Genomic DNA, 14,509 nt, shown 5'->3' on the forward strand with positions numbered 1-14,509 from the left:
GGTGAGTTGTACGTCTCCCCTCAGCCGACGGCTCACGGTTCGTCACAACACGCCCGATGGCCACGACATCGACCCCCTCGATGGGCATACTGAGGGAACTGGGGTTACTCCCGGTCACAAATACCCGTGGATCCGCGTCGGGGCGGGTGCGGTCCGACAACACGCGAGCAGCCACAGACACTGGCGGCTCCGAAAGGTTCAATCATGGCAACCGACCAATTACAGACGGTTGTATTGCACGGCGACCAGCTCAAATACGTCGACCAAGGCAGTGGCCCCGTCGTGGTGCTCATTCACGGCCTGCTGGGCGCGCACTCCAACTGGGAACCGCAGATCGAGACGCTCTCGCGTCATTACCGCGTGATCGCCCCTGATCTCTTCGGACACGGTGCGTCGGACAAGCCTGCCGGCGACTATTCACTCAGTGCTCACGCCGCCACTGTGCGTGACCTCCTCGAAGCCCTCGACATTCCGTCGGCCACCCTGGTCGGCCACTCCCTCGGTGGTGGGATCGCGATGCAGACGCTGTATCTGTTCCCCGACCGGGTGGAGCGGCTGTGCCTGGTAGCCAGCGGTGGACTCGGCCCCGAGGTGAGCCCACTCCTGCGTGCGGCGACACTGCCCGGCAGCGAACTGGTACTTCCCGTCCTCGCGTCGAGGACGCTGACCGACGTGACCGACAAAGCGCTCGGACTTTTCAACAAGATCGGCCTGTTCAAGCTCGGTGCCAGCGCGAGCGAGGCCCGTAAGAGCTTCGCTTCGGTATCGGACGCGTCGACGCGTCAGGCATTTCTGGCGACGGCACGATCGGTCATCAATTACAACGGTCAAACCGTCAATGCCACTCCGCATTTCGCCAACTTCAAGAATCTGCAGGCACTGCTGGTGTGGGGTGAGGAGGACACCATCATCCCCAACGCCCACACCGAGAACGCTCGCGCCGAACTACCGCTGGGGCGGGTGGAGATCTTCAAGCGCGCCGGACATTTCCCGCACCTTGACTACCCGGATCGCTTCGACCGCGTCTTCTCCGAATTCATGACGGACTGCGGAGTCGGTATCGGCACCGGACCCAAGGCCGTCAGCAGCTGAACTAGCGCCCCGCAACCAACTCTTCGAGGTAGCTCGCCACGCCGTCCTCGTCGTTCGTGGGCAAAATTCGGTCGGCGAGCTCGATGACCTCGGTTCTGGCGTTGGCCGGCGCCAGAGCTGTTCCGGCCCAGGTCAGCATGGCAACGTCATTGAAGGCGTCACCGGCTGCCGCCACTTCCGACGCGTCGATGCCGTCGATCGCGCACAACTGCGCGAGAGCGCTGGCCTTCGAGACGCCCGCTGCAGCCATTTCCATGTACGGGGCGCCGGAGTGCGTCAACTCCACGCCCTCGATGCCCGCAGCGACCGCTGTTCGGTACAGGTCGGCGCTGGGAACTTCCGCATGCCGAGCCACGATCTTGACCATCGGCTCCACGTCCAGCGGCAGGGTATCGGCGAGCACCATCTCGTGCAGGTGCCGGTGATGGTCCGCGAATTCGCACAGAGCGGCATACTCCGGCTCGGCAAAGAACTGCGTGGGTCCGACATTCGCGAACACGACGCCCGGAACCAGCGCCCGAACTTGCTCCATAGCCGTTGCAGCCAAGGACATTTCGATCGAGACGGTATCGACGATCTCCGGAGTCCCGTCGGCGAGGTCGAGAATCACAGCTCCGTTGGCACACACAGCTTTACCGCGAAATCCGCACGAGTTCGCCAATGTGTGTACCGAATGCCGGGCGCGGGCCGTCGCCCACACAACTTCGATTCCGGAGAGCCGCGCGTTCTCCATGGCCTGCGCGGTGCGCGCCGAAATCGTTCGGTCGGAGCGCAGCAGGGTGCCGTCGAGGTCGGTTGCGAACATACGAATGCGGGTCACCAGACAATGATGGCAGTCCGTTCGCAGCCCTCACCAACTACGTGACACGGACCGTTGCTCTGTCAATTACCTGACTGGGTCTCGAGAAGGTGCCGACGCATCTCGCCGAAGACCACACCGAGCCGCTCGACATCTCGCGGGCTCAGCAGATCGAACATGCTCTCCCGCACTGCGGCTACGTGCGCCGGGCTTGCCGACGCCAGTCTGTCGGCACCCGAGTCGGTCAGCTCCGCATTGGCGCCCCTCTTGTCGTCGACACACTCAACCCGGCGCACCCACCCTGCGCCGACCAATCGATTTACGGCCCTGGTCACACCACTTCGGGTAGCCATCACAGCGTCGGCGAGCTCACTCATGCGCAGTTGCCGGCCGGGCGCTTCGGCGAGAGCGACCAGCAGTTCGAAATCGGTGAAGGAAATGTCGGAGTCTCGCACCAACTGCTGATCGAGAACACGCTGGAGCAGTCGGGTCGAGTCCAGGTAAGCCCGCCAGGCCGTTTGCTCCGTGTCGCTCAACCACCGCGTCGATTCCATGACACCAGCATATCCGAAGTAGTTGACAACGAAATCAAATGATCTATTCTCAATGTAGTTGATCAATCAACTACCTGTTCGAAGAGAAGGTTCAACCGAGAGGCGGGCGCCATGAGCGACGACAACGCAGTGCAGTTCGACAACGCAGTGCAGTTCGAGGAACGCCGGACCGAGATCAGGGATCGACATCTGATCCCCGCCGACAAACGACCCGCATCGACCGCACGCGGCCTGCACCATACGGCCCTGATCAGCAGTGACGTCGAACGAACCGTGAAGTTCTATCAGGATCTCCTCGGATTCCCACTCACCGAGTTGATCGAGAACCGTGACTATCCCGGGTCGTCGCACTTCTTCTTCGACATCGGCAATGGCAACCTGCTGGCCTTCTTCGACTTCCCGGGTCTCGACGTGGGCCCGTACCAAGAAGTACTCGGCGGCCTCCACCACATCGCGATCAGCGTCGAACCTGCCAAGTGGGCGAAGCTGCGCACCCAACTGACCGAGGCCGGCGTCGAACTGATCGAGCACAGCGAGGTCTCGTTGTACTTCCGCGATCCCGACGGCGCTCGACTCGAGCTGATCGCCGACCCCCTCGGCGAGATGTACGGCAATCACGTCCTCTGAAAACTTGCTCTCCCCCACACCATTCGGAAGGCACACCATGACCTCCACTCTGTCGCAGCCGAACCTCGATATCCGTCGATCCGGGGATCGCTTCAAGTCCAATGCCGGCTGGCTGGACTCGAAGCACTCGTTCTCGTTCAGCAATCACTACGACCCGAAGAACACTCACCACGGTCTTCTCCTGGTCAACAACGACGACATCGTCACGCCCGGAATGGGATTCGACACCCACCCGCACCAGGACATGGAGATCGTCACCTGGGTACTGAGAGGTTCTCTCGTACATCAGGATTCGATGGGGCATTCGGGCGTCATCTACCCCGGTCTCGCCCAGCGGATGAGCGCTGGAACGGGAATCCTGCATTCGGAGAAGAACGATTCGTGGCGACTCGGTGACGTGGCGGGTGCGCATTCCGACAAGCACAGCGACCCGGTTCACTTCATCCAGATGTGGGTCGTCCCCGACGAGGCCGGAATCACGCCCGGATACGAGCAGTTGGAGATCGACGCCGAATTGCTTGCCGGTGGACTGGTTCCCGTCGCGTCGGGCATGGACGCGTACGCCGATCACTCGGCAATCCGGATCAAGAACAAGTACGCCGCGATGCACGTTGCGCGTCTGCAACCCGGACAACCTGTGACCCTGCCGGACGCACCGTTCCTGCATGTTTTTGTCGCCGACGGTCAGGCCGCCATGGAAGGCGTCGGAGTGCTCGAACAAGGTGACGCGGTGCGAGTATCCGGCGGTGGAGGTCAGCAGCTCAGCTCCGATACCGGGGCAGAGGTCATCGTCTGGGAAATGCACGCCACCGTTTCGCAGGGATGACATGAAGCCCTTCTCGTACGACGCTTCACCGGCTCGAATTGTCTTCGGCCAAGGGATGATCGATACGATCGCCGAAGAAGTGCGGCGGCTCGGCCGTAGCCGAGTGATGGTGCTGGCAAGTCGTCGACTCGACGCGGTTGCCGCCGCCGTGACCGAATCTCTCGGCGACATGGCGGTGGTCCGCTTCGACGGCGCTGTGATGCATACTCCGATCGAAGTCACGACAGCCGCGCTGAGACTTGCCGAGAACCATCACGTCGACACGGTCGTCGCGATCGGCGGCGGTTCGGCAACCGGGTTGTCCAAGGCACTGGCACTACGAGCGGGGTTCGATCAGATCGTCGTTCCGACAACGTACGCGGGATCAGAAGTCACTCCGGTGTTGGGTGAAACAGAGAACGGACGCAAGACAACTCGCTCCTCTCCCCACATCAGACCCGAAACCGTCATCTACGACGTCGACCTCACTCTCGATCTGCGGCTGGATACCACCGTCACCAGCGCCGTCAACGCGATGGCGCATGCGGTTGAAGCGTTGTACTCCACCGAGTCCAACCCGATCACGGACTTGATGGCGATCGAGGCGATCGCCGGGATCGCCCGTGCGCTGCCGAGCATTGTCGATGATCCGAAAAATCTGGAAGGTAGGGCCGAACTACTGCAAGCGGCCTGGTTGGCCGGAACTTGCTTGGGCACAGTCGGTATGGGGCTTCATCACAAGTTGTGCCACACCCTCGGTGGCAGCTTCGGTTTGCCGCATGCTCCCACCCACACCGTTGTCCTCCCCCACGCAATGGCATTCAACGCGCCTGCTGTCCCGGATGTGATGTCGCGAATAGCGACTGCTCTGGGCGCATCCGATGCCGCTACCGGCGTTTTCGACCTCGTCACCGCGTGCGGCGGACCGACCACTCTGCAAGAACTGGGAATGAGTCACGATCAAATCGAAAATGCAGTCGAACTCGCCACCTCCGCCGCGTATCCGAACCCGCGTGAGATCACCCCGCCGGGCCTGAGCGAACTCCTCGAGAACGCCTGGTCCGGGCGTCGACCCGCCATCAGGTGAGAACTAATCAGGCAGTACCGCCTCGAGGCCTGACGTGTTCGAAGATCAGAATCGTCTCGGTCGCAGCAACCGCTGGATGTGCCGAGAGATTGTTGACGACGAAGTCACGCAGCTGCGCCGAATCCGTCGTTGCGACGTGCAGCATGTAGTCGTCGACACCGGCAACGAAGTACACGTTGAGCACCGAGTCCAACTTGGCGAAGTCGTCGCCGAGCCGGTTGAGGTGCGACCGTGCGTTGGCCTGCAGTCGAACTGCGATCATCGCCTGCAGATCCATTCCGAGAGCGGCGGGGTCGATGTCCGCGTGAAATCCCCTGATCACGCCGTTGTCCACCAAGGCGCGCACACGGCCGAGGCATGTCGACGGCGCAATTCCCGCGATCGCGGCCAGCGCATTGTTCGGAATCCTCGCGTCTTTCGCCAGCTCTTCGAGCAGAACCCGGTCGACCTCGTCCAACTTCACGGCAGCCCGAACATGCTTCGGCGAGGCGGCCGTCTGAATACCGATTTTTGAACTTTCGCGCACCATGAATACAGCTTAGAGAATTATCTTCACTTCTCTTCACTATCTGACGACGAAACTTCATGCTTGGCACCTGCCATTCGAAGAAACAAACAGACTCAGTTCGGAGCCGTGTCATGAAGGTCGGAATCCCCCGCGAAATCAAAAACCACGAGTACCGCGTGGCTATCAGCCCAGCAGGCGTCCACGAACTGGTCGGCCGAGGGCACGAGGTCGTCATCGAAACGGGCGCAGGCGTCGGCTCCTCGTTCAGTGACGAGGATTTCAAGGCCGCGGGCGCGCAGATCCTCGGGTCCGCCGATCAGGTCTGGACAGACGCAGATCTGCTCCTGAAGGTCAAAGAACCTATTGCAGAAGAGTATTCGCGACTCCGTAAGGACCAGGTGCTCTTCACCTACCTGCACCTGGCGGCGTCGAAGGAATGCACCGACGCACTCCTGGCTTCGAAGACCACTTCCATCGCCTACGAAACCGTTGTCGGTTCCGACGGTTCACTGCCCCTTCTCGCACCGATGAGCGAAGTAGCCGGACGCCTTGCGCCGCAGGCCGGCGCCTACCACTTGATGCGTCACGGCGGCGGACGCGGAGTGCTGATGGGCGGCGTCCCCGGAGTGCGCCCCGCCAAGGTCGTGGTGATCGGTGCGGGAGTCTCCGGCAAAAACGCCATCGCCGTGGCCTACGGCATGCAGGCCGACGTCACCGTTCTCGATCTGTCGATCGCTCGCCTGCGGGAAATCGACGAGCTGTACCACGGCCAGGTCAAGACCATCACGTCCAACAGCCTCGAACTGGAACAGGCAGTACTCGACGCCGACCTCGTCATCGGCGCAGTGCTGGTCCCCGGGGCGAAGGCGCCGACTCTCGTCTCCAACAGCCTGGTGGCGCGTATGAAGCCGGGTTCTGTCCTGGTCGACATCGCCATCGACCAGGGCGGCTGCTTCGAGGATTCACACGCGACCACGCACGCCGATCCGACGTACCAGGTTCACGGTTCGGTCTTCTACTGCGTTGCGAACATGCCCGGAGCCGTCCCCCGTACGTCGACGTACGCGCTCACCAACGCGACGCTTCCGTACGTCGTCGCATTGGCAGACAAGGGGTGGAAGGACGCGGTCACGGCAGTTCCCGGCCTGGGGTCAGGACTGAGCACACACGACGGCCTGCTCCTGTCCGACAGTGTTGCAGCGGCGCATGGGTACTCGGCTACGACTCTCTGACCCAGGCGGCTCTGACCCAGGCAAGGAAAGCTCGAGATCGCTAGCCTTGATCCATGAGCAATCCTGACATCACGCTGAATTCCGGAACCACGATCCCGCAACTCGGCCTCGGAGTCTGGCAGGCCACCAACGACGAAACCGAGCATGCAGTGCGGTTCGCTCTCGACGACGCCGGCTACCGGCACATCGACACCGCTGCCGCATATGGGAACGAAGAGGGCGTCGGACGAGGTATCGCCAACTCGTCCGTCGCGCGAGAGGACATATTCCTCACCACGAAGCTGTGGAATGCAGATCAGGGCTACGAGCCGGCGTTGAAGGCTTTCGACAGCAGCATCGACAAGCTGGGCGTCGATTACGTCGATCTGTATCTGATCCACTGGCCACTGCAGGACAACGACCGACTCCTCCGCACTTGGGACGCGCTCGAAAAGATCGCGGAATCGGGCCGCGCGAAGGCAATCGGGGTGTGCAACTTCGAGCCGCATCATCTGCAGCTTCTCGTCGATCGCGGCGGATTGTTGCCGGCAGTCGATCAAGTGGAACTGCATCCGCACCTCACGCAGCACGCGATCCGCGACAAGGCCGCCGAGCACGGAATCAAGGTCGAATCGTGGAGCCCACTCGGCGGTACCAGCAACGCGGGTTGGGGTAAGGCATCGAAGCCCAACACGCTGCTCACCGATCCGATCATCACTCGAATCGGTGACCGCCACAGCAAGACTGCCGCGCAGGTCCTGATCCGTTGGCACCTGCAGAACGGCCTGATCGTCATCCCGAAATCAGTGCATGATGCCCGGATCGCTCAGAACATCGACGTATTCGACTTCGAACTCACTGATCTCGATCTGAGCGAAATCGACACTCTCGACGACGGTACCCGCGTCGGCGCGCATCCCGATGAACTCAACATCGGTGCACCGAACTGATCAAGCCGCTCGTTTGGTGGGGCGAAGCGCATCGATTCCGTTTCGCCTCACCATGGTCCCGAGGGTTTTCCACCACGGCCGAGCCGGATCCGGCTCGTTACCGTCGCCCATTCGATGCAACTGATCGGTGTGCCACTGCAGGTCGAGTGCACCGTCGAGCATCGAGATGTCGGCAACCTTCCCCAACAACTTCCGCGCTCCGAACTCCACAGTCGGGACGATCAATCGTTCCCGATTCGATTCCAGGAGAACGGTTGCCGCGTCGGGAATCGTGATCGTCGGCCGGCCGAGGCCGATCACGTCGCAGGCGCCGGAAGCGAGTGCCTCGACCATCGCCGATCGCGAGCGGAAGCCGCCGGTGACCGCCAAGGGAATGTCGCCGGCAATCGCTCGAACCGTCTCGGCATACTCGAGGAAATATGCCTCTCGATCGCGAGTGCTCTGCTTCTGCGCTTTACCCATCATGGCCGGCGATTCATAACTGCCACCGCTGATCTCGATGAGATCGACCGACTCTTCGGTCAACGCGCGTACTACTTCTCGCGATTCGTCTTCCGAGAATCCGCCGCGCTGGAAATCAGCCGAGTTGAGTTTGACCGACACCGCGAATCCGGGAGCAACGGTCGAGCGAATGCGCCGAACGATTTCGATCAGAAAGCGTCGTCGACGCTCGGGATCTCCACCCCACTCGTCCGTCCGCTGATTGGACAACGGCGAAAGGAACTGCGCAACAAGATAACCGTGGGCGGCATGTATCTGCACGCCTCCGAAGCCGGAGGACTCGGCGACGCGAGCGGTTTCCGCGAACTTGTCGATGATCTCTTCGATCTCAGCAGTCGAGAGTTCTCGCGGCGTCGCCATTCCCGGAATCTTCAGAGCAATCGCGCTCGGTGCGACCGGTCGACCTCTGCTGGCGATCGGGTTGGATTGCCGCCCTGGGTGGTTCAGCTGCATCCAGATCTCGGCGCCGCCGTTCTTGGCAGTCTTGGCCCAGGCAGTCAGCGCTTCGGCATCACGATCGTCGTCGACGACGACGTTGCCCGGTTCGGCGATCTGCGATCGATCGACCATGACATTGCCGGTGACGAGCAATCCGAACCCGCCACTGCCCCAACGGCCGTACAGCGTTTCCAAGCGGGTGGACGGTCCATGAGTCCGGTCCCCCAGAGCCTCACTGAGCGCAGCTTTCATCGTGCGATTCCGCAGTATCTGCCCACAGGGCAAAGTCAACGATTCTCCGAGTGTGGTCATGGATACCTCTCGCATGAAGGGAAGAAAGTCAATGGCGTGGCGCAGAACCGAAGTGCCGCTTGGTATCGCGCACGAAGCTCGAGAAGATCAGTGAGTTGACCGGTAGCCCGCCGCGCACCGCGAGCGACAGCTTCGGACGCGGCGAGAATGCAAAATTCCACTGCAGTCTCGAACCCACTGCGAGCTCGTCGACGCGGTAGTCCTCCGCGAAGGATTGGAACAGCGGAACATTGGACTGTTCGACGTAAAACGAGTGCCGACGCGTTTCGTCGTCCCAGGTGATGAACTTTTCGCGCATCTGCATCGCACCACCGCCCACCTCCGCGATTCGGGGCGTGCCGACGCCGTAGGGGCGCGGCGAGGTGTAGTGCACTTTTGTGAGCAGTCGGCACCACGACAAAGGCTCGTCGGCGGTCAGACCGGCCCAGACGACATCAGGTTCGGCGGCGAGGTCGATCGAGTACGTGAAGATATGCGGCGCCGTGTCGAAGAAATCCACACCGACCGGTTCGAGGTCGAACCAATGTGTCATCGCCTACTCCTGCCTAATTAGCCGTTACATGAAGTTACGGATACTTGGCGACCGAAGTCAACCCCCGAAGGCTCAGCGGGACCAAGCCTCAGAACGAGAGAGCCCCTGCAGTGAAGCGATGACCTGTTCGAGCGGCTCGATACTTCGAGTCGTCTGGCACACCGCCACTGCACCTTCGACCGACGTGATCGTCAGGTTTGCCATCGACTTTGCTTGCACTGCAGGATAACCCGCAGTTTCGAGTTGCGATTCGATCAACTTCTGCCATCCCAGCATGACCTCAGCCGATACTTCCGCGACTTCTGGCTCACTGGCGCGCGCCAACCCGCCGGCAATCACCGGGCAGCCGATCGCGAAGTCCGAGCGCGTGAGATTGAGTCGCCAGATGTCTCCGACCGCTTCGATCACGTCGGCAGTGGAACCGGTGGCCGCAGCCGAGCTGATTCGTCTGGTGATGATCGCACCAGCCGCGCGCACGGCTTCGACCATCAGCTCGGTCTTGCCGCCGGGGAAGTGATGGTAAATCGACCCACGGGGCGCGCCGCTGTGCTTGATGACGTCGCTGAAGGATGTCGCATCGACACCGTTGCGGCTGATCAGTTCGACCGCACTACGAATCATGCGATCACGTGAGCTCAGCTCTGCCATGTCACAGATCCTTCGGCCGTCGGTACACCTGTCGACTCATACGCTACGTTATGTATGACGACCTACATAGTGATGGGATGAAACAATGAGTGACGAGACAACCGCAACCGTCGATCCGGCGCAGATGACAGGCCTCGAACTTCTCCGCTGGATGGGAACGCAGGTCAACGACCGACCCAGCATCGGACGCCTCCTCGGCATGGAGATGCGCGAGGTCAACGAGGGATCGGTGAGCTTCGCCCTGACCCCGCGTGCCGATTTCAGCAACCCGCTCGGCACTGTCCACGGCGGAATCTGCGCAACGCTGCTCGACTCGGTCATGGGCTGCGCGGTACACACGATGCTTCCGGCCGGCGTCGGCTACACGACCCTCGAACTCAAGCTCAACTACATCCGCACGGTGCCTCTCGACGGTGACGAACTGACAGCCCACGGCAGCGTCATTCACGTGGGCGGGCGTACCGCGACGGCAGAGGGCAAGGTCTTGGACAAGAACGGCAAGTTGGTGGCGCACGGAACTACGACGTGCATGATTTTCCGCTGAGCCGACGGAGGATGGCGAAAATGTAGCCGCGCCGACGGAGGATGGCGAAAATGTAGCCGCGCCCGACGTGAGCAGGGCGCGAGTACCGATGTACGATCGGCTCGTGACCCTGCTCACTGCGCACCTCTGGTGGCCCGACCGCTGACGGTCAGCCGCAACTGCGTGCTGCCCGGACCGACATCGGGTGGTCCAGCAGGCTCCTCTCCAGGATCCCCGATCCGGCAAATGCCGTACGCGTCGTCGCTACGACCGCCAAGATCAGGTACCGAATCCACGAAGGAGAGTTAGTTGACCACCACCCCACTCAACCGTTCGCTCGAGCCTTTGGGCGTCTCCATCCCGTCGAAAGTGCCGACGCACTGGTACAACCTGGCGGCTGACCTCCCCGAGCCCGTTCCCCCGCACCTGCATCCGGGCACTCGTGAGCCGCTCGGCCCCGAGGACTTGGCGCCGCTGTTCCCGATGAACCTCATCGCGCAGGAAGTCGCAACCGAGCGCTACATCGAGATCCCGGAGACGGTTCGCGAGATCTACGGCATGTGGAGGCCCTCTCCCCTGTTCCGTGCGCACCGACTCGAGCGCGCTCTGGGCACACCTGCTCGCATCTACTGCAAGTACGAAGGCGTGAGCCCGGTCGGTTCACACAAGCCGAATACTGCTGTCGCGCAGGCGTACTACAACGCGATCGAAGGAACCACCAAGCTCACCACCGAAACCGGCGCAGGCCAGTGGGGTGCGTCGCTGTCGTTCGCGGGCGCACTGCTCGGACTCGACGTCGAGGTGTGGCAGGTTCGCTCCTCCTTCGATTCGAAGCCGTACCGACGCATCCAGATGGAGGCGTACGGCGGAATCTGTCACCCGTCGCCTTCCGACCTGACGGAAGCCGGACGCGCACTGTTGAAGTCGCATCCCGACACCACCGGCTCGCTTGGTATGGCGATCAGTGAGGCCGTCGAGGTCGCTGCGCAGGATCCGAACACGCACTACTCACTCGGTAGCGTGCTGAACCACGTCATGCTTCACCAGACCGTGATCGGTCAGGAAGCAATGGTCCAGCTCGAAGAAGCCGGCGACGCCGTCCCCGACACCGTGTTCGGTTGCGCCGGTGGCGGTTCCAACCTCGCCGGACTCACCTTCCCGTTCCTGGGACGAAACCTTCGCGAAGGCACCAAGACTCGTCTGGTCGCCTGCGAGCCTTCGGCATGCCCGTCCCTCACTCAGGGCGAGTACCGCTACGACTTCGGTGACGTCGCCGGGTTGACGCCGCTGCTCAAGATGCACACTCTGGGTAAGGACTTCGTTCCCCCGGCGATCCATGCCGGTGGCCTTCGCTACCACGGTATGTCGCCGATGGTCTCGCATGCGGTCAACCTCGGACTCATGGATGCGATTGCCGTCGATCAGGACGACGCGCTCCAGGCCGGTCTGATTTTCGCCCGCGCCGAAGGGATCATCCCGGCTCCGGAATCAACCCACGCGGTTGCCGGCGCCATCGCTCACGCTCGCGCCGTCACCGAACCCGAGGTGATTGTGATCGGACTGTCGGGCAACGGTCAGTTGGATCTCCCGGCGTACTCGCCTTACGTCTGACGCCGTCGGTGTGGTGGTCTCGTGTGTACGAGGCCACCACACTTCGTCACACCGAGCACGTGGGCTCGATCTCGCGATCGACATCGAGCCGGCCGTCCGCGAAACGAACCGATCAGTTTGCTCGATCGGTTACGGTCTTTCGATGCAGCTTCGGTTGAAGGAACACTGGAAACTGGTCGCCCTCGGACTGGCGTTGATCGTGGCGATCGCGTTCATCGTCGTATCGGCACTCTCCGACTCCAGTGAGGCGGCCTCGCCGAAGCAGAAGATAGGCGGTCCGATCGTCGAGCAGGGCGTTGTCGACGTGGACCTCTCCGATCCTCCGCAACAAGCCTGGGAACTCGATGTTCGAACGCTCACGGACAACTCCGGCGACGTACTGCTGTCGATGCCTTCCGGCCTCGATCGCTACTACGGGTACGGCAACACGTACCAAGTCGGTGACGTGCTGGTGGCTGCGACTGCTTATCCCCTTCCCAAGACCGACGAGTCTTCGTCGAGTCAGGGAGTCGGTGCCGTCACACTGGTCGGTGTGAATCCCGACGACGGAAGTCCGCTGTGGAAAACGCGAATCGGCGGAGTCATCGGCCAGTGCAGTCAGCAGAACGAATCCACGATCATTGCGTGCTGGGGCGATCGACGGATGATCTTTGTAGATACCGCGACCGGAACTCTTATGTCCGACCTCGGAACCGACTTCGATCTCAATGGCGCCGTCATCACCGGAGACACCGTGTACACGTCCGGCGAAAGGATGGACGGAACGATTCGAACACGAATTCTCGCCAGCGGCAACACAACCAACTTAACGGCCAACTTCGTTCGCACCTTCGAACCAAGTGAGAAGTTCGGGGCCGTCTACACGGTCCCTCACACCGACACTGTCATTGCGATGGAACAGGGCGATGGCGGAGCCCCACAGTACCGCTATCGAATCTACGATCTGGATTCCGGCGCAGAACGATTCAAATTCGAGGGTGATTCGCTTGTCCCGGCCGGGAACGGATTGTTCCTCACCAGTGTCGGCGGCAGATCAGGCTATGTAGGAACCCAAAACCTCTTGGCTTCCGATGGATCCACGATTCGTGCGATACCGATTCCCTTGTACTCATCGTCGTCCTACCCAAGTAAGTCCTCGACGGGCCTGCCGATGTTTCTCGGCGACGGCGCCTACGACCCGAATTCCGGTGACGAACTTTGGCGCAGTTCACAAATCGTCAACACCGCGATGGCCGGGACGGGAAGCGCCATCGCCGCAGTGGTAGGAAAAACAATCCTGGTCACGTCTCCCGAGACTCGCACAATCTCGGGTCTCGACATCGAGAGTGGCCGACAGCTGTGGCAAACACCCTGGCAAGACGCGTACTGGGTTCGCAGCGGGGTAACCGATGGCGACCACTTCGTCTTCAGCGACTACACCGGAATGCATTCGATCCGGGCTCGCGACGGAAAGATGATGTGGTCGGTTCCCCTTCCCCCAGAGGTTGATCCGCGCGGAGTCGTCGTCTCGAATGCCGGCAAAAACGTGTCGTTCTCCTGGCAGAACCATTTCACCGTTTGGCGTTAGGCCCGCAACATCACCGATACCGTGTCGTACTGACCAGCCAGTTCAGCAGCAAGCAAATGGCTAGACGTGCAGCATCAATGGCCACAATCCAGTCTGGCGCGTTTGTTCAATTTCGGGGGAACGATCTCGAACAACTGCATATATCTCCGCGACTCCAATTTCGGAAAGATCAGACCAGACCTGCAGTGAAGGGGTGCGTAAAAATCGCACCGACTCAGGTATCTGATCCAATCCAACCGTAAAGGGAGCCAACGGGATGGACGCGAAATCCCCTATTTGCAGTCGGCAACAAATTGTCCAGTTTGCGCGCAAACATCTGCGTACCGGGGGACCGAACTCAGACCAAATTCGTCGTCATTTCGGTTTGCAAAAACGCGCGTTCTTCACGCAGCTCGACACCCATCTGGACGATTCTGCACTTTCAATGCCCGAAAAAGTTGCACTCCGCCGCATCTGCCGACAGGAGGATAGAAGGTGCCCGATCAAACGTATGAACGTCTCAGCAGGTCAAGCCAACCCACCCCGGCCGATGTACGACGCGCTTCCTTTCCCACCCCAGAACCATCCCGCTTGACGATCGAGCCCCGAACTACGTTGAGCCGCTGGATTCTTCCGCAGTCCCCCTTCTCGGTTGGGATCATCGGAGATCTAACAACCGCGCGACTTTCAGACTTAAATGCAATGCCAACCGGTCGTCGCCGTTTGCCAAGTCTGCGCGTGTTATCTCCTGAATTCGCCGCAAAC

17 protein-coding genes are annotated in these 14,509 nt (G+C 61.2%); 10 read left to right on the forward strand and 7 right to left on the reverse strand.

The annotated features are described in order from the left end of the window. The first annotated feature begins 204 nt into the window (after nucleotides 1-204). Nucleotides 205-1,092, forward strand: a complete 888-nt coding sequence (locus QMA15_RS28620; RefSeq protein ID WP_003945464.1) for an alpha/beta fold hydrolase — start codon at nucleotides 205-207, stop codon at nucleotides 1,090-1,092. A gap of 1 nt (nucleotide 1,093) precedes the next feature. Here QMA15_RS28620 and QMA15_RS28625 read toward each other — a convergent pair whose 3' ends face one another. Both QMA15_RS28625 and QMA15_RS28630 read right to left on the reverse strand, forming a co-directional pair. After that, entirely contained in the window at nucleotides 1,094-1,912 is an 819-nt protein-coding gene (locus QMA15_RS28625) for an HAD family hydrolase (protein WP_256063790.1), read from the reverse strand. Nucleotides 1,913-1,974: 62 nt separating this feature from the next. Continuing rightward, the gene (locus QMA15_RS28630; protein WP_290287704.1) at nucleotides 1,975-2,445 is read right to left on the reverse strand and encodes a MarR family transcriptional regulator; all 471 of its coding nucleotides are present in this window, start codon (nucleotides 2,443-2,445) and stop codon (nucleotides 1,975-1,977) included. Between the two features lie 111 nt (nucleotides 2,446-2,556). On the opposite strand from QMA15_RS28630, the gene QMA15_RS28635 reads away from it, so the two are divergent. From QMA15_RS28635 to QMA15_RS28645, 3 genes are read left to right on the forward strand one after another with little or no spacing between them, the layout of a single operon-like run. Beyond that, on the forward strand, nucleotides 2,557-3,072 hold the full coding sequence (locus QMA15_RS28635; protein ID WP_256063794.1) for a VOC family protein: 516 nt from the start codon (nucleotides 2,557-2,559) through the stop codon (nucleotides 3,070-3,072). 37 nt (nucleotides 3,073-3,109) lie between these two features. Further along, the gene (locus tag QMA15_RS28640; RefSeq protein WP_020906267.1) at nucleotides 3,110-3,898 is read left to right on the forward strand and encodes a pirin-like bicupin family protein; all 789 of its coding nucleotides are present in this window, start codon (nucleotides 3,110-3,112) and stop codon (nucleotides 3,896-3,898) included. A 1-nt stretch (nucleotide 3,899) separates the two neighbouring features. Beyond that, on the forward strand, nucleotides 3,900-4,964 hold the full coding sequence (locus QMA15_RS28645; RefSeq protein ID WP_046377950.1) for a maleylacetate reductase: 1,065 nt from the start codon (nucleotides 3,900-3,902) through the stop codon (nucleotides 4,962-4,964). 7 nt (nucleotides 4,965-4,971) lie between these two features. Here QMA15_RS28645 and QMA15_RS28650 read toward each other — a convergent pair whose 3' ends face one another. Then, the gene (locus tag QMA15_RS28650) at nucleotides 4,972-5,493 is read right to left on the reverse strand and encodes an Lrp/AsnC family transcriptional regulator (protein ID WP_019746936.1); all 522 of its coding nucleotides are present in this window, start codon (nucleotides 5,491-5,493) and stop codon (nucleotides 4,972-4,974) included. Nucleotides 5,494-5,603: 110 nt separating this feature from the next. On the opposite strand from QMA15_RS28650, the gene ald reads away from it, so the two are divergent. Both ald and QMA15_RS28660 read left to right on the forward strand, forming a co-directional pair. Beyond that, nucleotides 5,604-6,704, forward strand: a complete 1,101-nt coding sequence (ald, locus tag QMA15_RS28655; RefSeq protein WP_021342891.1) for an alanine dehydrogenase — start codon at nucleotides 5,604-5,606, stop codon at nucleotides 6,702-6,704. A 53-nt stretch (nucleotides 6,705-6,757) separates the two neighbouring features. Then, a complete protein-coding gene (locus QMA15_RS28660) occupies nucleotides 6,758-7,633 on the forward strand; it encodes an aldo/keto reductase (RefSeq protein ID WP_019746934.1) in 876 nt (291 codons plus the stop codon). Here QMA15_RS28660 and QMA15_RS28665 read toward each other — a convergent pair whose 3' ends face one another. From QMA15_RS28665 to QMA15_RS28675, 3 genes are all read right to left on the reverse strand, one after another. Further along, nucleotides 7,634-8,884 carry an NADH:flavin oxidoreductase/NADH oxidase family protein gene (locus QMA15_RS28665; RefSeq protein WP_070385833.1) on the reverse strand — a complete coding sequence of 417 codons (1,251 nt, stop codon included), beginning with the start codon at nucleotides 8,882-8,884 and terminating at the stop codon, nucleotides 7,634-7,636. Nucleotides 8,885-8,912: 28 nt separating this feature from the next. Then, nucleotides 8,913-9,416, reverse strand: a complete 504-nt coding sequence (locus tag QMA15_RS28670; protein ID WP_290287714.1) for an SRPBCC family protein — start codon at nucleotides 9,414-9,416, stop codon at nucleotides 8,913-8,915. 72 nt (nucleotides 9,417-9,488) lie between these two features. Continuing rightward, the gene (locus QMA15_RS28675; protein ID WP_007734151.1) at nucleotides 9,489-10,064 is read right to left on the reverse strand and encodes a TetR/AcrR family transcriptional regulator; all 576 of its coding nucleotides are present in this window, start codon (nucleotides 10,062-10,064) and stop codon (nucleotides 9,489-9,491) included. Nucleotides 10,065-10,149: 85 nt separating this feature from the next. Between QMA15_RS28675 and QMA15_RS28680 the strand changes: the two genes are divergently transcribed. From QMA15_RS28680 to QMA15_RS28695, 4 genes are all read left to right on the forward strand, one after another. Next, a complete protein-coding gene (locus QMA15_RS28680; RefSeq protein WP_003945940.1) occupies nucleotides 10,150-10,608 on the forward strand; it encodes a PaaI family thioesterase in 459 nt (152 codons plus the stop codon). Nucleotides 10,609-10,896: 288 nt separating this feature from the next. After that, on the forward strand, nucleotides 10,897-12,198 hold the full coding sequence (locus tag QMA15_RS28685) for a TrpB-like pyridoxal phosphate-dependent enzyme (RefSeq protein ID WP_290287719.1): 1,302 nt from the start codon (nucleotides 10,897-10,899) through the stop codon (nucleotides 12,196-12,198). Between the two features lie 142 nt (nucleotides 12,199-12,340). Next, nucleotides 12,341-13,765: a PQQ-binding-like beta-propeller repeat protein gene (locus tag QMA15_RS28690; protein WP_290287721.1), complete on the forward strand. Its 1,425-nt coding sequence runs from the start codon at nucleotides 12,341-12,343 to the stop codon at nucleotides 13,763-13,765. Nucleotides 13,766-14,021: 256 nt separating this feature from the next. Then, complete coding sequence (locus QMA15_RS28695) at nucleotides 14,022-14,339, forward strand: hypothetical protein (RefSeq protein WP_125461408.1); 318 nt, start codon at nucleotides 14,022-14,024, stop codon at nucleotides 14,337-14,339. A gap of 63 nt (nucleotides 14,340-14,402) precedes the next feature. Here QMA15_RS28695 and QMA15_RS28700 read toward each other — a convergent pair whose 3' ends face one another. Then, entirely contained in the window at nucleotides 14,403-14,507 is a 105-nt protein-coding gene (locus QMA15_RS28700; RefSeq protein WP_290287464.1) for a hypothetical protein, read from the reverse strand. Nucleotides 14,508-14,509: the final 2 nt, after the last annotated feature.

Origin of the sequence: Rhodococcus sp. APC 3903, assembly GCF_030407755.1 — a bacterium.
In the GTDB taxonomy this organism is placed as follows: domain Bacteria; phylum Actinomycetota; class Actinomycetes; order Mycobacteriales; family Mycobacteriaceae; genus Rhodococcus_F; species Rhodococcus_F erythropolis.